The 23,393-nt window shown below is 40.4% G+C and carries 15 protein-coding genes, 6 tRNA genes and 1 pseudogene; 9 read left to right on the top strand and 13 right to left on the bottom strand.

Features of this window, described 5'->3' with window-relative positions; all coding sequences use genetic code 11:
* Positions 1–95 precede the first annotated feature (95 nt).
* The 5 genes from AC0L4E_RS11550 to AC0L4E_RS11530 form a co-directional block, all read right to left on the bottom strand.
* A tRNA-Met gene (locus tag AC0L4E_RS11550) sits at positions 96–172 on the bottom strand.
* Positions 173–258: 86 nt separating this feature from the next.
* Positions 259–335: transfer RNA gene (locus AC0L4E_RS11545), tRNA-Met, on the bottom strand.
* A gap of 29 nt (positions 336–364) precedes the next feature.
* A tRNA-Met gene (locus AC0L4E_RS11540) sits at positions 365–441 on the bottom strand.
* Between the two features lie 29 nt (positions 442–470).
* A tRNA-Met gene (locus AC0L4E_RS11535) sits at positions 471–547 on the bottom strand.
* A 103-nt stretch (positions 548–650) separates the two neighbouring features.
* A tRNA-Met gene (locus AC0L4E_RS11530) sits at positions 651–727 on the bottom strand.
* 341 nt (positions 728–1,068) lie between these two features.
* On the opposite strand from AC0L4E_RS11530, the gene rlmKL reads away from it, so the two are divergent.
* The 5 genes from rlmKL (at position 1,069) to rmf (ending at position 7,704) form a co-directional block, all read left to right on the top strand.
* The gene (gene rlmKL, locus AC0L4E_RS11525; RefSeq protein WP_473679291.1) at positions 1,069–3,216 is read left to right on the top strand and encodes a bifunctional 23S rRNA (guanine(2069)-N(7))-methyltransferase RlmK/23S rRNA (guanine(2445)-N(2))-methyltransferase RlmL; all 2,148 of its coding nucleotides are present in this window, start codon (positions 1,069–1,071) and stop codon (positions 3,214–3,216) included.
* 3 nt (positions 3,217–3,219) lie between these two features.
* Positions 3,220–3,486 carry a glutaredoxin family protein gene (locus AC0L4E_RS11520; RefSeq protein ID WP_473679290.1) on the top strand — a complete coding sequence of 89 codons (267 nt, stop codon included), beginning with the start codon at positions 3,220–3,222 and terminating at the stop codon, positions 3,484–3,486.
* Positions 3,483–5,408 (top strand): ABC transporter ATP-binding protein, encoded by a 1,926-nt coding sequence (locus tag AC0L4E_RS11515; RefSeq protein WP_473679289.1) that lies wholly within the window; start codon positions 3,483–3,485, stop codon positions 5,406–5,408. Before AC0L4E_RS11520 ends, AC0L4E_RS11515 begins: the two co-directional genes overlap by 4 nt.
* Before the next feature lie 25 nt (positions 5,409–5,433).
* A complete protein-coding gene (locus AC0L4E_RS11510; RefSeq protein ID WP_473679288.1) occupies positions 5,434–7,329 on the top strand; it encodes a DUF3466 family protein in 1,896 nt (631 codons plus the stop codon).
* A 198-nt stretch (positions 7,330–7,527) separates the two neighbouring features.
* Positions 7,528–7,704, top strand: a complete 177-nt coding sequence (rmf, locus tag AC0L4E_RS11505; RefSeq protein ID WP_102528615.1) for a ribosome modulation factor — start codon at positions 7,528–7,530, stop codon at positions 7,702–7,704.
* A 258-nt stretch (positions 7,705–7,962) separates the two neighbouring features.
* On the opposite strand, the gene fabA is transcribed toward rmf, so the two are convergent.
* Both fabA and AC0L4E_RS11495 read right to left on the bottom strand, forming a co-directional pair.
* Entirely contained in the window at positions 7,963–8,478 is a 516-nt protein-coding gene (gene fabA / locus AC0L4E_RS11500; protein WP_285162932.1) for a bifunctional 3-hydroxydecanoyl-ACP dehydratase/trans-2-decenoyl-ACP isomerase, read from the bottom strand.
* Between the two features lie 73 nt (positions 8,479–8,551).
* A pseudogene (locus AC0L4E_RS11495) lies at positions 8,552–10,290 on the bottom strand (AAA family ATPase).
* A gap of 242 nt (positions 10,291–10,532) precedes the next feature.
* Here AC0L4E_RS11495 and AC0L4E_RS11490 point away from each other — a divergent pair.
* The 4 genes from AC0L4E_RS11490 (at position 10,533) to secF (ending at position 14,620) form a co-directional block, all read left to right on the top strand.
* Positions 10,533–10,623, top strand: a tRNA-Ser gene (locus tag AC0L4E_RS11490).
* A gap of 541 nt (positions 10,624–11,164) precedes the next feature.
* The gene (locus tag AC0L4E_RS11485) at positions 11,165–11,725 is read left to right on the top strand and encodes a hypothetical protein (protein ID WP_473679287.1); all 561 of its coding nucleotides are present in this window, start codon (positions 11,165–11,167) and stop codon (positions 11,723–11,725) included.
* Between the two features lie 172 nt (positions 11,726–11,897).
* The gene (gene secD, locus AC0L4E_RS11480; protein WP_473679286.1) at positions 11,898–13,691 is read left to right on the top strand and encodes a protein translocase subunit SecD; all 1,794 of its coding nucleotides are present in this window, start codon (positions 11,898–11,900) and stop codon (positions 13,689–13,691) included.
* Positions 13,691–14,620, top strand: a complete 930-nt coding sequence (secF, locus tag AC0L4E_RS11475; protein WP_473679285.1) for a protein translocase subunit SecF — start codon at positions 13,691–13,693, stop codon at positions 14,618–14,620. Before secD ends, secF begins: the two co-directional genes overlap by 1 nt.
* A gap of 140 nt (positions 14,621–14,760) precedes the next feature.
* On the opposite strand, the gene panP is transcribed toward secF, so the two are convergent.
* The 6 genes from panP to AC0L4E_RS11445 form a co-directional block, all read right to left on the bottom strand.
* On the bottom strand, positions 14,761–16,407 hold the full coding sequence (panP, locus tag AC0L4E_RS11470; protein WP_473679284.1) for a pyridoxal-dependent aspartate 1-decarboxylase PanP: 1,647 nt from the start codon (positions 16,405–16,407) through the stop codon (positions 14,761–14,763).
* A 130-nt stretch (positions 16,408–16,537) separates the two neighbouring features.
* Positions 16,538–17,701, bottom strand: a complete 1,164-nt coding sequence (locus AC0L4E_RS11465) for a glycerate kinase (RefSeq protein WP_473679283.1) — start codon at positions 17,699–17,701, stop codon at positions 16,538–16,540.
* Positions 17,702–17,774: 73 nt separating this feature from the next.
* Positions 17,775–19,133: a GntP family permease gene (locus AC0L4E_RS11460; RefSeq protein ID WP_473679282.1), complete on the bottom strand. Its 1,359-nt coding sequence runs from the start codon at positions 19,131–19,133 to the stop codon at positions 17,775–17,777.
* A 202-nt stretch (positions 19,134–19,335) separates the two neighbouring features.
* Positions 19,336–20,487, bottom strand: a complete 1,152-nt coding sequence (locus AC0L4E_RS11455; protein WP_473679281.1) for a sugar diacid recognition domain-containing protein — start codon at positions 20,485–20,487, stop codon at positions 19,336–19,338.
* A gap of 26 nt (positions 20,488–20,513) precedes the next feature.
* A complete protein-coding gene (locus AC0L4E_RS11450; protein WP_473679280.1) occupies positions 20,514–21,056 on the bottom strand; it encodes a hypothetical protein in 543 nt (180 codons plus the stop codon).
* Between the two features lie 237 nt (positions 21,057–21,293).
* Entirely contained in the window at positions 21,294–23,381 is a 2,088-nt protein-coding gene (locus AC0L4E_RS11445; RefSeq protein ID WP_473679279.1) for an MtrB/PioB family decaheme-associated outer membrane protein, read from the bottom strand.
* Positions 23,382–23,393 lie beyond the last annotated feature (12 nt).

The raw sequence follows: 23,393 nt of genomic DNA, 5'->3' as shown, positions 1-23,393 counted from the left end.
TTTTTAAGAATAAATTTTTAAAATGTGGTTGTTAATAAGAAGTTCTTAAATGGAAGTTACTAGAGAAAGCTTGAGAGGTAAGTCTTATAATAAATTGGTTGCGGGAGCTGGATTTGAACCAACGACCTTCGGGTTATGAGCCCGACGAGCTACCAAACTGCTCCATCCCGCGTCCGTATTTATTTTTAGCTAAATTGAAAAGTATTTTTACTGATGTGGTATCAATTATTTACATCTTATAAAAGGCTTATAAGAAATTGGTTGCGGGAGCTGGATTTGAACCAACGACCTTCGGGTTATGAGCCCGACGAGCTACCAAACTGCTCCATCCCGCGTCCGATTTTTTCAATTTTTATTAAGTAAGTGGTTGCGGGAGCTGGATTTGAACCAACGACCTTCGGGTTATGAGCCCGACGAGCTACCAAACTGCTCCATCCCGCGTCCGTACTTAATATTGATAGTTGTTATATTGGTTGCGGGAGCTGGATTTGAACCAACGACCTTCGGGTTATGAGCCCGACGAGCTACCAAACTGCTCCATCCCGCGTCCGAATATAAACTATCTTGCTTAAACAGATTGCTAATAAATAAATTTAATAGCTTTCGCAGTTTTATAAAACTAAACAAATAATTGATTTGTTTTACAAAATTGGTTGCGGGAGCTGGATTTGAACCAACGACCTTCGGGTTATGAGCCCGACGAGCTACCAAACTGCTCCATCCCGCGTCCGTTTAAGCGGGGCGAACTATAACGACCTATACTGCCCTTGGCAAGTCGAAATGACATTTTTATGATTGTTTGTTGGGTTAATGAGCATAAATAGCGATTTATTGGCTTTATTGTTTGGCTTTTAATCGATGTCTTATTTATATTTTTCCAATTTTGAAATTTTAAGATCAAATTAACGACTTTCATCTCTTCGAATATCCCTCATTTATTGCGTAAATCGTTCAAAATGACTTAAAAGATTAGAATTTATGCTTTTCAGTGACATTTTCACACTTGAGATTTGGTTTAGGTATATAATGCCGACTTAATTATACCTGTGAGATGATGACTGCGATTCCATGTTAAATTTTTTTGCTGCTGCCCCTAAGGGTTTTGAATATAGCTTATCTAATGAGCTTAAAGAGTTTGGTGCTACTGATGTTAAGGAAAGCGTCGCTGGTGTGTATTTTTCTGCACCAATAGAACTCGCCTACCGAATTACATTATGGTCTCGCCTTGCTAGTCGCATTGTCGTGGTTATCTATAAAGGTGCTTGTGAATCTGCCGAGCAACTTTATAACGCAGCTTATGCTGTCGATTGGCCTTCTCACTTCTCTAACAACAGTACATTTGGTATCGATTTCCATGGTACTGGTGGATTTATCAATAACACCCAGTTTGGTGCATTGAAAATCAAAGATGCGGTAGTTGACCGTTTTCGTGATGATGGTAAAGAACGCCCAGACGTAGAGCGTATTAATTCTGATTTTAGAATTGATGCTCATTACCGAAATAATCAACTCACCATGTCGATCAACTTTTCTGGTCCTTCTTTACACCAACGCGGTTATCGCTCTACAACGGGTGAAGCGCCGTTAAAAGAAAACCTTGCAGCCAACATGTTGGCTCGAAGTGGCTGGCAAGCAAATCCTATTACGCTATTAGACCCTTTTTGCGGAAGTGGTACCGTCGTTATTGAAGCTGCATTAATGGCTGCGGACATTGCCCCCGGTTTACAACGTGTAAGATTTGGTTTTGAGCATTGGCTTGAGCACGATGAAACTATTTGGCATCAAATTTTAGATGAAGCACACGCGAGAGCTTCATTAGGTAAGACTCGCTGCGCGATTAAGTTCTTTGCATCAGATATCGATTCACGCTTAGTGGCTTTAGCCAAAAAGAATGCGGAAAATGCCGGTGTTGCAGATTTAATTGAGTTTTCTGTATCGGATGCGCTAAATGTGACTCCGCCTGTTGCAGACGGTTTCCTTATTTCTAACCCGCCATATGGTGAGCGTTTAGGCAGTATTACTGAATTACTGCAGCTTTATTACCAGCTGGGTGACAAGTTTAAGAAAGACTTCGGTGGCTGGAAAATTGCCATGCTATGTAGTGACATTGAATTATTGTCTGCATTGAAGCTAAAAGCTGATAAGCAAATGAAGATGTTTAACGGCGCACTTGAATGTGGTTTTAATCTTTATACTCTGCATGCTAAAAGTACTCGCCGCGAAGCGCCAGTACTGCCAGAAGGCGTCGATATTGCTGATATTTCACCTGCTTTTGCTAATCGCATTAAAAAGAACATGAAGCAGCTGACTAAGTGGGCTAAAAAAGAGGGTATCGATAGCTACCGTATTTATGACGCTGACTTGCCTGAGTACAATGTTGCGGTTGATAAATATGTCGACCATGTTGTAATTCAAGAATATTCAGCACCCTCGACAATTCCTGAAGCTGTAACTAAGCGCCGTTTAACGGATGTGTTGTTATCTCTTCCGAATGCGTTAGGTATTGATCCTGAGCTTGTCACATTAAAAACCCGTGAGCGTCAAAAAGGGGCTAATCAATATCAAAAAATTGATGAGCAAAAGCTTGAGATCATTACTCAAGAATATAATGCCCGCTTTAAACTAAACCTAACAGGCTATTTAGACACTGGCTTATTTTTAGATCATCGCTTAACCCGTAAATTAGTTGGCGAAAAGTCAGCGGGTAAACGCGTACTGAACTTGTTCTCATATACAGGTAGTGCATCAGTGCATGCAGCACTTGGCGGCGCAAAATCAGTGACCACTGTTGATATGTCAAATACTTACCTTGCTTGGGCTAAAGAAAACTTTGAGCTAAATAACCTCAACGTTAGACAATATCAGTTTGAACAAGCTAACTGCATTCAATGGATTAAAGATTGTAACGAACAGTTCGATTTAATCTTCATTGACCCGCCAACTTTCTCTAACTCTAAGCGTATGGAAGATAGCTGGGATGTTCAGCGTGATCACGCAGCACTCTTAGTTGATTTGATTAAATTGTTAAGCCCGACTGGTGAAATAATTTTCTCAAATAACAAACGTAAATTTAAGATGGATATCAACCTTTTAAGTCAGTATAAAATGGACATAAAGAACATTGATAACCAAACCTTACCATTGGATTATAAGCGTAATCCACACATCCATAACACGTGGTTAATCACTCATGCTAAGTCGCCTTACAGCAGCTAAACCATGACGAGTAGTAATATGTTAACTAACACCATGACTGAAACCTCAGGTTTAATTTTGTATCACACAGATGGGTGTCATCTGTGTGAAATCGCTCAATCCTTGGTTGAGCAATTAGGCATGAGCTATCAACATATCGATATTTGTGATGACGAAGTATTAGCTGAACGTTATGGCATTTCTATTCCGGTGTTAGTGATGGGTGATAAAGAACTGTTTTGGCCATTTGATGGCGAACAGTTAACTGATTTTATTAGGAGCGTCGTTTGAGTCTAGTTCGTATTAATAATGGTTCGTTAGCCTATGGTTACACACCATTATTGAAAAATTCTGATTTCACTATTTTACCTGGTGAGCGTGTATGTATTGTGGGCCGAAATGGCGCAGGTAAATCAAGTTTAATGAAAGTCTTATCAGGTGATGTGTTACTTGATGATGGTGAATTTAATATTGCATCTGATGTCACAGTGAGTCGTTTGCAACAAGATCCACCTAAAGCTGAAACAGGGACAGTATATAAGTATATTTCAGCGGGGCTTCAAGAAATTGGTGAACAACTAGAACGTTATCATCAGCTTTCTCATGACGTTGCAACGGCTGAGCCTGAAGCAATGGAGAAAATGCTCAATCAAATGACTCGCTTGCAAGAGTCACTTGATCATAATAATGGCTGGCAACTTGATTCAAGAATTATTCAAAATTGTGAATTATTAGGCCTCGATCCAGATAAGCCTCTCAATGAGTTATCTGGTGGCTGGCAACGTAAAGTGGCATTAGCCCGCGCCTTAGTTAGTGAACCTGACTTATTGTTACTTGATGAACCTACTAACCACCTCGATATTGATACCATCGAATGGCTAGAGCAGTTTTTGCTTAACTTCAAAGGCGCAATTGTCTTTGTCAGCCATGACCGTGGCTTTATTCATCGTATGGCGACTCGCATTGTTGACTTAGACCGCGGCGTTGTAACGTCATGGCCTGGTAACTACAAAATGTACTTAGAAGGTAAGCAAGAGTGGCTGCGCGTTGAAGCTGAGCAAAATGCGCACTTCGATAAGAAGCTTGCCGAAGAAGAAGCTTGGATCCGACAAGGGGTTAAAGCGCGCCGTACTCGTAATGAAGGCCGCGTTCGAGCCTTAAAAGCCTTAAGAAGCGAACGCAGCGAACGTCTGAATCGTCAAGGCAATGCGAAGATGAACGTCAGTGATACTGAGCGTTCAGGTAAATTGGTATTCGATATTAAAAATATCAATTACAACCTGCCTGAAAAAGACTTGGTTAAAAACTTTAGTTCAACCGTGATGCGTGGCGATAGAATCGCCTTAATCGGACCAAATGGTTGTGGTAAATCTACCTTAATTAAACTATTGATTGAGCAGCTAACACCGCAATCAGGTGAAGTGAAAGTAGGTACTAAACTTGAGGTGGCTTACTTTGACCAATACCGTGAAGCACTTGATCCTGAAAAAACGGTTGAAGAAAACGTCGGTGACGGTAAAAGTACTGTGACAATTAATGGCCAAGATCGTCATATCTTGAGCTACTTACAAGACTTTTTATTTTCGCCAGCTAGGGCGAGAACACCTGTTAAAGCATTATCCGGCGGTGAGAAAAACCGTCTGTTGCTTGCACGCTTGCTGTTACGACCTGCAAACTTGATTATTCTTGATGAACCAACCAATGACCTTGATGTTGAGACCTTAGAATTGTTAGAGTCTCTACTGACTGATTTTCAAGGGACATTACTGATTGTAAGCCATGACCGTGAATTTATTGATAATACGGTGACAAGTAGTTGGTGGTTTGCAGGTAATGGTGGCTGGCACGAGTATGTTGGCGGTTACAATGATGCTGTATCTCAGGGAGCTAAATTTTATTCTGAGGAACCTGACGCCACATCTGTTGTCATACCATCAGCACCTGTTGAAACTAAGGCTGAAAAACCTAAACAAGCAGCAGTGAATGCACCAAAAAAATTATCGTTCAAACTTCAACGCGAACTCGACCAGTTGCCGAGTAAAATGGAGAAGTTAGAACAAGAAGTAGAAGAATTACAAACAACTGTGGCTTCAGCTGACTTTTATGGCCAGCCACAAGATACTGTCAATTCAGTGCTGCAAGCATTGGCGACAAAAGAACAAGAATTGGATACTTGCTTTGAACGTTGGGAAGAACTCGAGTCATTGAAGTAAGCGCATAATAAAAATAGGAAATAAAATGAAGTCGAAGTTTGATAAGGCATTATCTGTCGTTGCCTTGAGTGTGCTTGGCGCTATCGGAAGTGTTCATGCTGCTCCAGTATATGAAATTGTAAACATCGAAGATTTTGACCTTAAAGGTAATGTCGATGGCACCAGCCGTGGTTATGCACTTGGCGTAAATGCTAACGACGAACTAGTCGGTGTATCCAAAGGCAAGAAAAAGCTATCAGTTGACGATGAAGATGACGATGGTGTTATTGACGTTGAAGACGGTATTGCGCCTGAAGAAACTATTGTTTATTCGGTTTTTTTACCGATTATTGCCAATAATTTTACTTTTACTGCTGAAGAAAATGACGCTGAATCTCCATGGAATCCTAATTTCTTTAGTATTAATGGCACTACGGCGCCTACAGATGTTGATGATGAAGGCGAGTTAATCATCAATTCAGTTGATACCTTTTTCTATGGTATGAATGACACTGACGTAAAAGTTGGTTCTTATACCGCGCCAGAAAAAACTATCGATTATGAAGGCACTGATGAAGATCAAGAGTTTTGGTATTATCGCGATTTCGAATTACGCGGTGTAGCAGTTACAGCTGATGGCACAGAAATCGAGCTTAAGCCTTCATATGAAACCTATGTTCGTGAAGAAGATGACTTTGTAGTTGAGCTAGGTGGTTGGTCAGCCGCTGCCGCAGTTAACAATAATAATCTAGTTGCAGGTTATGCAAGTACCGACATTATTGAGTTCAGTGCTGATCGAATTGATGATTGTATCGATGCTAGTGAAAATGAAGATGCTGAGTTTCCAGTACCGGTGGAAATTTGTGTTCAGGCAGATCAGTATCCTTCAAATGGACGTCGTAATATCTCTTACCAAACTCGTGCACATGTTTGGCAAATAGAAGCAGATAATACTATTCCTGAAGACAATATTGTTGAATTGCCTCTTGGTTTAACACCTGATGAAGATTCGACATTAAATTATATTGCTCAAGGTTTAGGTATTAATAATGACGGTGTAGTTGTGGGTCGTTCTCACACTTATCGTAACGGTAAAAAAGACGACTTATACCAAGATGCTTCGTACTGGCAGAAAAACACCACAACGGGTGAATACGAATATAATTGGATTGATCCTGACATCTTCAGTGATACCGTTTATAGCTCAATAGCTTATGATATCAACGATAACGGTATTGTTGTGGGTAGTTTTCAAAAATACATCAGTGGTTATTTAAGAGAGAAATTCTTTTACTACGACATTAACGATCCAGCAGCTGAAATTGTCGTACCTGATGATTTTCAAGATGGATTGTCGGATTTAACCAGCAAGCCAAAAGCAATCAATAATGCTGGGCAAGTTGTGGGTAATATTGAAGTTACTTATGATAAAGAGAAGCCACGCCCTAAAGCGGGTTTCTTATTCAACATGAACGACAACGAGTTTATCAACATCAATGACAACTTAACTTGTGAATCGAAAGGTTACGTGCAAGATGAAGATGGTGAGTGGGCTCGTCATCAAATTGAAGTGATTGATGGTGATGGCTCAATCTTGACCTATGGCGCTGAATTTTATGTTGTTGAAGCAAACAGCATTAATGAAGATGGCACGATTGTAGGTACAGCATTCGTTCGTAAACCAATATACCAATACGATGATGAAGGTAACTTGATTTTAGGTGAGAATGGTACGCCTTTATTTGAGATTGATGGGAATGGCGACCCTCTTACATCATTCCTTACACGCATGGTTGTGCTTAAACCTGCATCGGGCAATCAAGAAGCCTGTACAGAGTCTGACTTAGTCGATGATGAGCCATATGAACGTCAAGGTGCGGCGTCATTTGCCTGGTTATTAGGTTTACCGCTACTTTGGTTACGTCGTCGTAAACTGAAGTAGGGGGAGCATTTTTTAAACAAAAAGTCGAGGTTTATTCCTCGATTTTTTTTGTCTTTTTTCTCAATACTTTAATTAAAAATGCATAATTTTGTCATAAATCGACATTGATCTTGTGTGAAAAATCGCCTATTTCTTATGTTGAAGCCATTGATGAAGTCACTATTCAATGGGCTTAATTAACAAAACGAGGAAGTGTTAATGAAAAGACAAAAAAGAGATCGATTAGATAGAGCTTTTTCTAAAGGGTTCCAAGCGGGAATTGCGGGACGTTCAAAAGAACTTTGTCCATATGGTACTTTAGATTCTAAATCACAATGGTTAGGCGGGTGGCGTGAAGGTGTTGATGGCCGTTTAAGCGGTTTGTTTAATAAATAGGAATAGGTGTTGTCCAAATACAAAAAAGCCCTCATACGAATAGTGAGGGCTTTTAAGAAAGACTTTATGCAGTATCTACAATACTAAAATTTAAAGATATTAAGTCTGGTTTTTACTTCCACTTCCAGACTTATATTCAGCAACACTATTCAAACAGCTATATGCCATACCACAGATTACAAATTCTATAATTCAAACTATTTTTCTAAGACTGAATTTACCACTAAATTATTAATCTACACTTTGCTGATAGCAACTTTAGAAGGTCGACGTATCTTTAAAAATACCCACTTTTAAATCTGTAGCAGAGTAAATCTCACGGCCATCGACTTCCATGACTGCATCAGCAATACCCATAACGAGTTTACGGTGTATTTTGCGCTTCAAAGTTAGTTTATAAGTGACTTTTTTAGCTTCTGGTAATACTTGACCAGTGAACTTGACTTCGCCAACACCTAGAGCACGACCTTTACCTTCAGCACCTTCCCAGCCTAAATAGAATCCAACGAGTTGCCACATTGCATCTAAGCCTAAGCAACCAGGCATTACAGGGTCGCCATTAAAGTGGCAATCAAAAAACCATAGATCTGGAGTAATATCGAGTTCTGCTACGATTTCGCCTTTACCAAACTCACCACCGTTTTCGTTAATTTTAGTAATACGGTCGATCATCAACATATTATCGACAGGTAAGCGAGGTGAGTTAGGCGCAAAAAGGCTTCCATTACCGCATGCGATTAACTCTTCTTTAGTGAAACTGTTAGCTTTTACCATTTAAAATATTACCACTTAATGTTGAGTAGGCTGACAAGATAGCGAACACGTGTAAGCTAAACAACTCCGATCACTATATTATTCGTAATTTTATTAATATTTTTTGTAAAAATGACGGTTCTATATCATCGTCATCCTGACCAGCCATTTTTTCTAATCGTTGTTGGACGAGTCCGTACAAAGATTTCTCAGGAAAATCATTGTCTTCATTTCGCTCACCAGCATTAATTTGCATTAGCAAAGTGATCGCTTCATCCATATGCGCTATTGCATGGACATGGAATAAACCTTTATCGATAGCTTCAATGATTTCTGGCTCAAGGTTTAATTGCAGCACATTAGCTTTTGGAATAATGACACTGTGTTCACCATTTAGGCCACGGCTTTGACATAGTTTAAAAAGCCTTCAATTTTTTCGTTAACACCACCAATTGCTTGAACGTTTCCAAATTGATCTAGTGCACCTGTGATCGCAAAAGCTTGGTTAATCGGTTGCTCTGCAATTGCTGACATTAAACAACAATATTCAGCAAGTGAGGCACTATCTCCGTCAATTTCTTGATAAGACTGTTCGAATACAATATTGGCATTTAAATGCAATGGGGCGTCACGGCCGAAAATACGATACAAAGAAGCTGATAAGATCATCATGCCTTTTGTATGGATATTGCCACCTAATTCAGATTTTCTTTCAATATCGATGACCTCACCATCACCATAATGCACTGTGGTTGTGATTCTGGCTGGTTCGCCATAACTGGCATCTTGGGTATCAATCACTGTTAAGCCATTTATTTGGCCTATCATCTCACCCGATGTTTGCAGATTAATGAAATTATCAGCAAAGTTTTGCGCAGCGTAAATTTCAGAACTGTCATGACGTTTTTTAATATTGACTAGTGCTTTAGATAGGGTAGACGCGCTAACCGACTTAGTATTGGTGACTGCTTTTGCTTGGGTGAGTAATTGGGCTATTTGCAGCATTGATAAACTTAAACGCTGCTGATGCTCTGTGAGCTTCGAGCTATACCAAAATAAAGGCATTAAAGCAGATAGTTCCAATTGAACATCATACTCATTGGCCAAACTTACAAGCCATTGTAAATATTGAGTCTCTGAGTATTTGGTTAAGTCTAATTCTGAATTTACTTCGGCGAGTAGCGGAAAGTATTTGAAAAATACTCGGTCTTCAGTTCGTAAATGAGTAAACAAATTGGCAGAGCCGACAAGGATAATTTTGCAATTCAGTGGAATTGGAGCAAGTTCACTGTTGATGCGGTAAAAACCATCCTCAAGAATTTGCATCACAAATTCCCACAACCCTTCGCGCTTCCAAAGTGACTCTACATCAATAAATACAAAATGGTTCGAAGCTAATATCCCAGCTTTATATTGGCTCGACTTATCGGTTTTTTGCATTTTACCAATTAAATCAGCACGGCGAATTTGACCACTAATATAGCTGTAAAGCTGGTTTTGATTGGCTATAGTTCCAACGTTTGCTGAAGGTAGCTCAGTTTGCCAGCGGAAACTTAAATCTTGATTATCGTTTTGACTTTTTGTAGCGACTAAATATGAGTCTGATGGTGTGTCCGCTTGCCCAGCTAAAGCTTTAAAAAATAACTTACGATCGATACTTGCAAAATCAGCGAGGTAAAGGTGCTGATTGTCAATTTTTGTCATTAAGTTAAATGCATCTGTACAACGTTCTTGGCCAAGTAAAAGGTGACTTAAATAAACAGTACTTGGTAAAGATTGAGGCAAGGTAAACTGCGGCGCAAGTTGCGAGGCTGGGATCAAAGTTGTGGTCATAGCTACAAGTGTTAGAAATAATTAAAAAGATTTTAGCACACTATATCGTCATATTATTGAAATGATTCTTCTATCAGTTAGCTATTTATAGGTTTTATGACCGTTTTTAATTTACTTTAAAGAAGGTTTTTACTCGGTTTGCTCAAATAATAACTAAAAAGACTATTTGATGACCATTTGAATAAGTTTTTAAAAAATCATGTTTACAAGTGAGCCTGATACTTATATTATTCTCGGCGTTCGGAGAGATGGCAGAGTGGTCGAATGCACCGGTCTTGAAAACCGGCATGGGTTTGTAGCCCATCTAGGGTTCAAATCCCTATCTCTCCGCCATATTAAGAAAAGCCCGCTAAGTTATTAGCGGGCTTTTTGCTTTTTGCTTTTTGAAATTTGAGATATTTGGAAAGATTTTTAAAAGGTTTGTAGCGTCTCAATGTAGGGTTCAAAGTCTTAGGTCTCCGTCAAATTAAGAAAGGCTGGCTATTTTATAGCGGGCTTTTTGCTTTATGTATTCTGGAAATTTGCCAATTGGTTTGTAGCGTCTCATTGTTGGGTTCGAACCCCAATCTCTCCACCATAATTATCGAAAGAGCCTGTTATTAAAAAAATAGCGGGCTTTAGTTTTAGAAAGAACACTTCAATATAAGTTTGTATCTTAATTATCAAATGTTGGCCTTGTTAATTAAAATTAATAATCACTCAAACTACTGAAAATTAATATTAAAATTGTTTCTTGAAAGTTCTAGGGTACTCCGAATATATTTATTGGTATGTGGATTGATACAATTCAACATATAATCAAATTTCATATTTGAGCTTGGAAAATATTTTGTTGTTTCAGCGTCTAAAAATCATTTTTTTGTTACTGCTATCGATGAGTTCTTTCTCAGCGTTTGCACAAGTGCAACTAAATGAGACTCAAACACAAAATAATACAGCTCTAGTTAAGACTGATATGTCGACTTGTGTTTCAGGTGACTCAATTGCTTTAAGCATCATATCGTCTACTGATAATGCAAAAGCTTATGGCTCAAATACTGCTCAAGCGAATCAAACTCAGCTGTTGCAACCACAGCTGTTGCAAACTCAAAGCCAGAATGTTGTTTCCAATCTAGTTAATAATCAGGTTAAGTCTAAGCATTTCTCTAAAGAGAAAGAACAACCGCTTATTGGTGAGTTAACCAATATTAACTTTTTTAATGATATTCGACGGGTTGTCAGCAGTGACAATCGTGCAGGCGTAGGCGCAAGACCTAATTATTTTCTACAAATCGCTTTTTTCGAGCCGATTATATTCAATCGATATATCGCTCCGATAGAAAAACCTAAATTCTCTACTCACTGGACTAGCCAGCTATCTAGTGCCGTTTCTCGCCTGTCAGGCTGGAAAGACGGTAATAGCCTTTATAGCCACCATCACATACGTTTTAGTTAACCCTCTGTTATTCAGCATAAATTATTGATTGCCGACTTACGGCTAATTTATTGTGTCCTTGGACATACCTGTTTGAGTTGATGTCTTTCGAGTTTATCTCGCAAGAGTTAAGTCTCATTGGCTTTAACTAGGTCTCAAGTGCACGGATTCATTCTTAACAGAGAATAAAAACGTGAATAAAAAAACACCTCAAGCTCCAATTAATCGCTTTGCGACTTGGAAATACATCGTGCTGCTTATTAGTATTGTAATGATGTTTCTTAGCGCATTACCGTCGCTTTATGGCGAAAATGCAGCTCTACATATTAACGCTAGAGATAGTCAAATTGAGATATCTCAACTTGTTAAACAGTTAAATAGTGAAGAAATTTCGACAAACTACGTTACCCAAACCCAAGATAAAATAACTGTAGTGTTGAGCGATCCTAATCAACAATCTGCTGCCAAATCTTCGATGGAATCTTACTTAGAAAAAGATAACGTTGTTGTTGCTTTGGCTATGGAGTCTGATGCGCCTCAATGGTTAACTGATTTGGGGTTTAATCCAATTAAATTGGGATTGGATTTGCGTGGTGGGGTCCAATTTTTATTGGATGTTGATATGGAACCTGTGTATCACGCCCATCGACAAATGGTCATTGATGAATTTAGAACCATGGTCAGAGGCTCTCAAGGTCGTCATGTTGATGGCAAAGTACAGCTTAACTTTCGAAATAGTGTTGATTTACAAGCTGGGATTGCAAGTGCGCGAGAAGAATTTCCTCAGTGGCAACGCAGCGTGAATGGTAACACCTTGGTCATGACGCAAACTGAAGAAGCGCGTGATGCATTGCGTAGTACTACCGTTCTTCAAAACCTGCAAATTATGCGCAGCCGTATTGAGCATTTAGGGATTACTGAGGCTTCAGTTCAGCGCCAAGGTCAAACTAGAATTCGCATCGAGCTACCTGGTGTTCAAGACCCTGCAACAGCAAAAAATGTGATTGGCGCAACTGCGTCTTTATCTTTCCATGCTTTAGCCGAACCGCTCTCACCAATGGCGATGACCGTAGATGATGAAAGCGGCAGGCCAGTGCATTTAAACAGAAGGGCGATTTTGGGTGGTGAACATATCATTGATGCTAGAGCTAGCATCGGCGAAATGGGCATGCCACAAGTTAACCTGACATTGGACTCAGCTGGTGGTAGAAAAATATCTTCATTCTCGCGGGATAATATCGGAAATCCAATGGCGACGCTCTATAACGAGTTCAGCCAAGGAAAAGATGGCGAAAGTGTTGAGCAAAGTAAAGTCATCAGTGTCGCGACTATTCAAGCGCACCTAGGTAATCGCTTTATGATTTCAGGTAGTGGCAATTTAGCAGAATCACAAGAATTGGCTATGTTATTGAGCGCAGGCTCTTTAACGGCGCCTGTCACCATAGTAGAAGAACGAACCATTGGCCCAAGCCTAGGCGCTGAAAATGTTAAAAGTGGTTTTGCAGCCTTAGCATTAGGTTTAGGTCTCACACTGACATTTATTGCCTTTTGGTATCGACGATTAGGTTGGGTGGCTAATTCTGCATTATGTATCAATCTTGTCATGCTGGTGGGTTTGATTGCCTTAATTCCTGGGGCTGTTCTGACTATGCCAGGTATTGCGGGCTTAGTACTGACTGTCGGCATGGCGGTTGATACTAACGTACTGATTTTTGAACGAATCAAAGACAAAATGCAGCAAGGTTATAGCTTTGCTCAATCCATTAACAGCGGTTTTAATAGTGCTTTTTCATCTATTTGGGATGCGAATTTAACCACTATGATTGTGGCGATCGCGCTTTATTCAATCGGTAATGGGCCTATTCAAGGCTTTGCCCTGACACTCGGCTTAGGGCTTCTAACAAGCATGTTTACAGGCATTTTCCTTTCAAGAGCCATTATTAATCTCATTTGGGGACGTGATAAACGTCGCATGGTAAAAATATAATGAAAAAATCAGCAGATAATTTATCAAATCAAACGACTAGCAGTAAGTTGACCACAATTCGTTTTATCATGACAGGTTTTTCACTGTTTTTGTTAGTGATGTCGTTAGGGTTAGTCGCGTTTAAGGGATTTAACTGGGGGCTTGATTTCACTGGTGGCGTTGTTGCTGAAGTGCGAGTCGATGCGGCTTTACAAGCTGATCAAATCAAGGCTCATTTAGATCAAGAGCTCACTCAAGATGTGCAAGTGATGAAAGGCAGTGACAGTGGCCAGTGGATTATTCGCTATAGCCATGATGGTGAACTTGATACAGGAATAGCAGAGCAACTAGCGCCAATTAGTCAGAATGTTCAAGTCGATAGTCATAGTATTGTTGGGCCACAAGTTGGACAAGAAATGGTTGAGCAAGGCAGTTTGGCAATTATCGCCTGTTTGTTGTTAATTATGGTTTATCTCAGTATGCGCTTTGATTGGCGTTTAGCGTCAGGAGCGCTTATTGCGTTAATGACCGATGTTGTGATTGTTTTGGGCGTATTTTCGCTATTGCAAATAGAGTTTAATTTGACCGTACTCGCTGCGTTATTAGCGGTACTGGGCTACTCATTAAATGATTCGATTATTATTGCTGACAGGGTCCGAGAATTAATGCGTATGCGCCCTAACGGGCAAACTGAACCTATTATTAACGAAGCCGTTAAGGCGACTTTTTCAAGAACATTAGTGACTTCAGGTACCACACTTGTGACGGTTTCAAGTCTATGGCTTGTTGCTGGAGATAGTTTACAAGGCTTCTCTATCGCTTTATTTGTAGGCATAGTGTGCGGCACGAGTTCATCTATTGCTTTAGGGGTGACACTACCTCAGCTATTTGGTTTAAAACCAGCTGACTATATTCCCCAATCAATTGATATAGAGGAAACGTATTCTTAGCATTACTCATGTTGAAAGTTAAGATTTATTTTTCAAGACTAGTAAGTAGATTTTGAGATAATAAAACCAGCCAATTGGCTGGTTTTATTGGATTATGTAGGGAGTGCTAACTCTTCGCTAAGGTTAAATACAAAGCGCTATCATTCACAAAGCGCAATTAACTTCGGCAAGTACTTTTTATCAAGTTTTGCTATCTCAGTTTGCTCTTGTAAAACAGCATTCAGTATTTCATGTGTGGTTAATGGGTTTGCTAATACAACTCTGAATACGGTTGTTGCTTGTCGATGATATTTTGCAGGTTTGATTCGGGTACGGGAAACAAAAGATTTACCTTGCTCACGTTGATGTTTTTGAATGAATTGAGTTAATCCATCAAGCAACTTATTACATTTTGCAATGACATCAGTATCATTTTTATTGATGGCATCGGCCATGAATATCTGAACTTCTTTCGGAACATATCGGTAAGTCAAAATACAAAGTTCTGGCTCGGTGATAAGTTCAAAATCTGAGTGTTGGTGAATTTTGTCAGCAAAATAACGTGCTTTCTCAAGGCTATTGTTGATTAGTATTTCATAACCATCACTACCGATAATTTGTAAGCAGGCATGGACCAGCATTGCCATACCCGGTCTTGAGCCTTCTAGGGTTTGACTACCTAAATCTTTAGAGCCAACACGAAGTATGTACTCAGCATGGTGTGCAATAGCGTGGGCAAGTTCTGGGTCTTTAAATAACACCATGCCAGCTCCCATAGGAACATACATTTGTTTATGGGCATCAATAGTGACCGAATCCGCGAGCTCAATTCCACTCAGCAAATACCGGTATTTATCTGATAATAAACTGGCTCCGCCCCATGCAGCATCAACGTGGAAGTGGCATTGTAATTCTGCAGCAAGCTGCGCAAGTTCAGTTAATGGATCAATATTACCGGTTTCGGTAGTGCCTGCAACGCCAACAATTGCCATGACTTTAATGTTATTTGCTGTGAGTTTAGCTGCGGTTTGACGCATTTGTTCTACATCAACTTTATTGTCAGCATTGGTTGGAATACTGATAATATTGTCACGGCCAATGCCTAATAAATCTGCTGTTTTGCCTATCGAGTAGTGACCACGCTCTGACACTAGAATCGCTAAATCGTCATATCCATAGTGTTTTAATGCGCGGGGTAAACCTTCACGGTTAATGCCTTTAAAGTTACCATCTGCTTTGAGCAATTGGTTTCGAGCTATCCATAAGGCGGTAATGTTGGCTACAGTGCCACCTGAACAAAATGCTCCCAGTGAATAATTCGCGCTGTGCATCCATTGGTCATAGAAACTATCACTTTGATCAAAAATCAAATGGTGCATCATGCCGAGCACTTGACGTTCAAGTGGAGTGAAAGCTTTAGAGGTTTCAATCTTGACTAGGTTTTGATTTAAGCCCACCATCATTTTTGACAGCGGTAAGACAAAATATGGTAGGGCAGAAGTCATATGGCCGATAAAGCTCGGCGCTGAAGTATGAACTGAGTGCGCGACTAGATTTTTCATGATTTCATCAGTGTAATCAGAAACAAATCTAGGAGACTCTGGAATTTGGTATGCACGAAAATCTTGTTCGATTAACGATAATGGCTTTTCTAGCGCCGCAATACTGTTACCTAAAAAGCCTGCTAAGTCTTCAGAAAGTTTCTGCTCTATAATACTCAGCGTTGATTCAGCATCTTCTGGAATGGTAAATATTCGTAGAAGGCTAGCTTCTGATGCTTGGGCTTGTCGGTAGTTCTTTGCGGTCATGTAATCGTGCCATCATTTTTATTTTTCAGCCAAGAAGCACTAAAAATTTAAGTGTCTTCTTGGCAATTATGAGGGCTAACTTTACTTCATGGATTATTGGTCAGCAAGTTTTTGCTACAAACGGGCTGTTTTACAACGATAGTTTTAACGTTGCGGCGATATTTTGAGCGGTATTGACCAGATTTTCATGGGCATCAGCTAAAATATTATCTAATGGAGCCAGTGCAGGGATAATTGGGAATATCGCGGTCATGCCTTTTTCTAAAATCAGATCGGCGCCTTGGCCTAAACAGCCTGCAATTCCAATTACTGGGATCTGCTGGTTTAACGCTTGTTGCATCACGCCCATTGGCGTTTTACCACTTAAGGTTTGGCTGTCCATCCGACCTTCGCCAGTAATCACAATATCTGCGCCTTGCATTAACTCAGCAAGCTTCACAGTCCTAATGACAATGTCGACGCCCGGTTGAAGCTTAGCATTAAGTAAAGTCATTACGCCAAAACCCATGCCGCCAGCAGCGCCTGCACCTGGATATGATGCTATGTCATCAGCAAGCTGTAACGTAGTAGTACTATTGATGATTGCCGCAAAGTGATTAAGAGTTTTATCTAGCTCTAATACCATTTCAGGACTTGCCCCTTTTTGCGGGCCAAAGACTGCTGATGCGCCATTAGTACCGCATAGTGGGTTATCGACATCACATGCGACTTCAATTTTACAACTTGCAATAAGAGGGTGAGCTGCTGAACTGTCGATATTGGCTAATTGACTAAGCCCAGCCGCCCCATAGCCGATAGATGTGCCTTGAATGGTATTGAGTTTAAACCCTAATGCTTGTGCCATACCAGCACCACCATCATTGGTGGCACTGCCGCCTAAACCCAAAATGATATGATTAATACCTTTATCAAGTGCATCACGAATAAGTTCGCCTGTTCCATAGCTAGTGGTTAGCATGGGATTACGGCGATCACGTTCAATATGGTGTAAACCTGAAGCTTCAGCCATTTCGATCACTGCAGTAATGTTACCAGCGATGCCGTCGGTGGCTCCTAGTATGCCATATTGCGCTTTAACCGGTTGTCCATCAGGCCCTGTGACTTGGAGAGTTTCCATTTTGCCGCCAGTCGCATCTACCATAGCTTGTACAGTGCCTTCGCCGCCATCAGCCATAGGCACTTTACAGTACTCAGCATTGGGGAAAATTTGTTTGAATCCTTCCTCAATAGCATTAGCAACTCCTAATGCACTCAGGCTTTCTTTGAACGAGTCAGGGGCGATGACTATTTTCATATCAAATCTCGTGTTTAAAATTGACTAAAACGCCACCCAATTAAGGGTGGCTAGAATGGATAACAATAGCGGGTTAAAGCAGTACTAAACTTAAAATGTAAACCAAGGTCATAGCTGTTAAGCCTTGAACGAGTGTTGCCATTGTTTGGGCACGGTATGCCTGTTTAACACTCATGCGGCTAAATTGTGTAACCACCCAGAAAAAGCTGTCATTGGCATGAGATACAGTCATTGCACCTGCACCAATGGCCATTACCGTTAATACTCGTCCCATGTCACTTGCTAGGCCAATATCCCCTAGTAGTGGTGCAACTAATGCAGAAGTGGCCACTAATGCAACGGTAGATGAACCTTGGGCTGATTTTAGCGCTGCTGCAACGATAAACGGCATGAAGATCCCTACACCAAGAGCAGATAAGCTACTACCAAGGAAGGTACCAATTTCAGTTGCTTTTAGTACTGCGCCAAATGCACCACCTGCACCTGTAATCAATAGTATTGGCGCAGCAACCACCAAGCCTTGGCTGATACGCTCACTGAACTCTTTAATTTTGTCTGAACTCTTTAATAACGGAATTGCTAGCAGTAAACCAATCATTAAGGCATTAACTGGCTGACCTAAAAACATCAAGATATCAAAAAGCGCTTCTTTACCTAAGGGGGCAGATGGGAAGTTTGCAATTGAACCTAAACAAATCAGTAAAATAGGTACAAAGATAGGTGCAAAAGCTTTTGTTGGGCTAGGCAGTTCGCCATAGCTTTGCTTTAAGGTTTCATAGTCTTCAAGCTGATCATTTAATTCGGTAGCGCCTTCTCCATCAGGTTGCTCATTTGCAAATCGGTTAGCCCATAAAGTACCAGCAAGTGCTGCAATTGCGGCAACGAATACACCAATAGCAATGACTAATCCCAGCTGGTTTTCGAGGCCTAAGTTACCTGCTGCGGCAATAGGGCCTGGTGTTGGTGGGACGAATGTATGAGTGGCGTATAAGCCCGTAGCTAGCGCCACACTCATTGAAACACTGGACACTTTCATTTGGTTAGCCATTGACTGCTTAAGCGAGTTCAAAATGACGAAACCTGAGTCACAAAAGACGGGGATAGAAACGATATAGCCAATAATCGACATAGTTAATGTTGGGAAACGTTTCCCTAGCACTTTAATCACTACATCGGCCATGGTGATGGCTGCACCACTTTTTTCTAAAATCGTACCAATGATGGTACCAAGAACAATAACCAGACCAATGTAGCCTAATATGCCGCCAAAACCACTGGTTATGGTTTTAGCTATGTCGGCACTGGGTAACCCATAAGCAAAAGCGGCTAAAAAAGAAGCCAAAATAAGGGTTAAAAAAGGATGTAATTTAAATTTTGAAGTCGCAATAACAATAAATGCAATTACGCCAATTAATATCAAGATCATGCTCATGATAACGTCTCTGGTCAGGGTATAAAGATATGTTGTTTTTGTAGGCGTATTATTGAAAACTTGCTGAATTTAGTCTTTGTGCAAAAGGGCAGATTTTGGTGTAATTAGAGATTTATTATTGTGCATGTGCACAATACGCTCTATTTAATGGGGTGGCATTAACTCATTGTATTGTCTTTGCTAGGGAATAAACTTTGAAACATCAGGTCTGATGCATTATCTGACCTAGATATAAATTGAGTAAGTGGTGAAACTCTTGCAAGTTAGTACCAGTGATTTGTTGAATTTTATCTAAGCGATAGCGCAGGGTATTTCGGTGGATGAATAAGACTTCAGCACATTGTTTATGATCGCCAATATGCTGAATATATACAGATAAGGTTTTTTGCAGTACACCATTTTTATCAGCATCTATTAGCTTTAAATAAGGGGCTGAAAGGGCATCACCTTGCCAATGTTGCTTAAGGCCTGTGAAGATAACTTGTAAGGCATAATCTTCGTATAAATATTTACTGCGCTCAGGGTTTAAACTTTTACCAATTGCGAGTGTTTCTTTTGCTGTGCGATAAGATTTTGCAATGCCTTCAATACCAATAAAGAAATGGCCCAAAGAAATGTTGAGTTTCAACTCCATATTGGCGGGAATGCGTTTTAATAGCTTATCAATACGATGACTTTCAAGTTCAGGGTCCCAGCGCTTTCCGTCAAGGTAGGCTGGCTTTAAAATAACCAGCTGATTGAGTGAAGTCATTGCAATGAGGTTATCGCGGTCTGGATGCTGCAATAAATGGACTATTTGCTTTAGGGCTTGGTTGTTGTGAACTTGCTGCTGGTTTACTGATTCGATTTCGATAATGGCGACGACTCTTTCGACAGTGACATCAATCCCTAATTGGTGTCCCCAGTGGGTTAACTGATCCACATCTTTATCTTCTGCTCGAATGAGCTGCAGGATGAACTCTTCTTTTTGTCTATTTTGCCATTGCAATTGATCTTGCAAGTTGGCTTGCTCAACAATCATTTCGGCAGTCATTTTCAGTAGCTCACCGTATTGAGCTAATTCACAGGGATTACCCGTAATACCGATGACACCGACAATTTGTCCTTGATAATGCAAAGGCAAGTTAAGTCCAGATTTTACCCCGTGTAAACTCGGGGCAATATCTTGGTTGATTTCAACATTTCGGTTTTGACTAATTGCCAGTAACGCACCTTCATGGATAGCGCCGATACGCTCGTTAGAGCCTGAACCTAGTATGACTCCCTGGGCATTCATCACATTGATGTTGTGCCCAATGATTTTCATGGTTCTATCTACAATCCTGTTGGCGATTGCACTGTCAATTACATACATAGTTCACTCTAGAATACGGTTTTATATTAACCCGCTAATTGGTTAATTAATTGATAAAGCCAATAAAACAATAAACCGTAACTGGTAATTAAAGTCAATACAGTTGCGAACTTAGCAAATGGTGGCACTTCAGATTGCTTGAGCCCGATATGACATAAAGCAATTGAGAATATGCTGATAGGCGCAACGATAATACTTAGCGGTAATATGACAATTGCACCCGTTAGTAAAATTAACGCTGAGAATCGAGAAGGAGGTTTCTTGTTAGTCAGCGGCATCGGAATTAACGCTGTACCGATTGATAACACTACCGCGCCTAAATAAAGCACAAACTGGGCAAATGATTCATATTGCATAATAAAGCCAATCAGCGCTGCAATGGGTACTAAAAGCGACACAGTGACGTGCTTTTGACTAAAAGAAGCTTGTACGTATTGACCTGAAAAATAGCAGCAAGCCTGTACGATGGCATTAATAAATGCAAACGCCATCAAGGCGATTAAAATAAGTATGCTGTCATTGGCAATGGTTGTGCCTGAAGCATAGGCTGGCAAGGCCAGAAAAGACATGGTTATACCAGATAATATTAGGGGCTTTTTTTGCATGATAAGTTAAGTCTAATTATTCACTTTGACAGAATTTTAATGGACATTGCTTAGAATAGCTTTTGTTAATTTAGCAATATGAAGTTATTTATTGGTAAATGCGAATTTGGGCACAAAAAGTCACATAAATTACTCGATTATGTGCATCGCAGTAACAAAAAAGCCTGCATAAATGCAGGCTTTTAATTTATCAATTAGCGCTTATAACTTGTAGTTAACGCTTAGCATAATCATGTGAGCTGTGTAATCATGGCTGTTACTGCCAAAACTCATTACATTCCAAATGCCATCAGGCGCGATGTCATTTGCTGCATCATTATCTAAGTATTTCTCAATTTTATAATCTAAACGTACAGCCATTTTCTCAGTGGCTTGGTATTGACCGTATAAATTAACGTTATGCACTTTGGCGAAGTAATCACCGTAGTCGCCGGTTACACCTTGGCGAACTTGAGTATTACTGTCTGACTCAGAGTAAGTGTAATCTAGACCTAAACGTAAGCGGCTATCCATTAAGTTGTTATAACTTAAGTTAGCACCCACTACGTCAATATTGTCTTCGATATCTGCTTGCCAAGTTGGACCTGAGAACGTGCTGCTACCTGATTGCTGTGATTCAATAACCTGGTGATTATAGAATGCGTTCAGCATGACATCTGCATTAAACATATAGTTAATGTTGATATCGTAACTGGTGTCTTTTGACTCAGTTAAGCCAACTTCAGTATCAGTGTAGTCATCTTGTGCATAGCGAACGCCTAAATCAACCGTTAATGCTTCAATAGGGGTATGGCTAACACGGGCTTCAACCATAGTGCGGTCACGGTCTGCTAGATAGTATTTACGTAACAAGTCGTTATTTTCAGATGAAGTCCACTCTGAGGCTTGGTAGTCAGAACCGTCACGGTTACCAAAGCTACCTTTTACCCACATATCCCATTTTTCGAAACTGCTAACGCGGTAACGAGCCCAAAGGGTACTCTCTTCAGTAATTTCACGTTCAGAATAACTGCGCTCATCACGCTTGTAATCAACACCACCATCAAGTTTCATACCACGAGTAATGCGGTAATCAGCTGCAATTTTGGCGCGATGTGTTGTTTGATCGTATGGCGTGTTGTATGCCACTTGACCATTTACATCGTTGATGCTGATTTGAGTCCACTCTTCAATGTTAGTGTTGTTTTCGCGGTCAGAGTAGTCGTAACTACCAGAAACACGCACACTGCGATTGATACGTGAAACGGCTTTCAGTGTCATTCCAGTTAAGTCAACTTTCGCATCAATAGACTCTGTTGGTACGCTGTAACCATAGCCAGATGTCACTAAGTCTTGATCTTGGCTCATTTGACCAAACATCAAGCGACCACTTACCGCAGTTCCGTTTTCAGTATATTGACCAAGTAGCGACACGATATGTGACTCGTTATCTGGGTCAAGCGCCATATAACCGCGCGTTTGAGCTCCAAACGTTGGGTTAAAGGCATTGTCGTAGCTTAATTGGGCATTATCATTTTTAAAGATAGAACCATCATAGTTTAAGCTAGTGAACCAGTTATTACCGCTAAACTTAATACCCGCATTAATGGTATCTGTTGTGTAATCTACAGGCTCAGCAATCATCATTGATTGGTTGAAGAAGCTACCAGAAGCTGTTTTAGTACCGGTTTTTTCTTCACGCTGATAATTAACGTAAGTGGTAAACATAGACTCGGTTTGGTATTCAAAACCAAGACCAGCTCGTTCACGTTTTAGTGAGAGCTCAAACGGATTAAGGCTGCTATATAACTCAGTCATACCGTCAGTAGAGCCAGCTGTTTGCCAGTTATCAGGTAAAGTTAAGTCTGAACCACCAATACCTTGGTAAGGTGATACGACACTGTTTGAGTCATAAGTTGCAATAGAGCGGTAGTTTAGGTTCAAGTTGTATTGACCTAATTTGCCTACGTTCACTTCTAAGCGGCCATTATCGAGACCTAAATCAGTCGCTTCAACTTTAGCGCGGTAACCAGACTCGCCAATGTAATTGACGTCAGCATCTAATTTAGGTGCAAACTCATTGTCGCTACCAAATGCATTAGCTGAGTGAATGTCATCTTCGCTGTTGTAACCAACACCAACACCAACACTGCCTGTTACGCCAGTTTCTACGGCGCAACCTTTACAAACCCACTTGTCGAATTTTACTTTGTCAGTATTGGCACTGCCTACACCGTATCCATCGGCAGCCATTGCAAATCCTGCATTGGCTACTAACGCTAAGGTGATAATATTCAGTTTAAATTTCATAGTCGTACATCC

The sequence above is a fragment of the Shewanella sp. GJ50-10 genome (assembly GCF_055808815.1).
The sequence above is the reverse complement of the archived record's forward strand: the minus strand, read 5'-3'. Positions and strand labels throughout refer to the sequence as shown.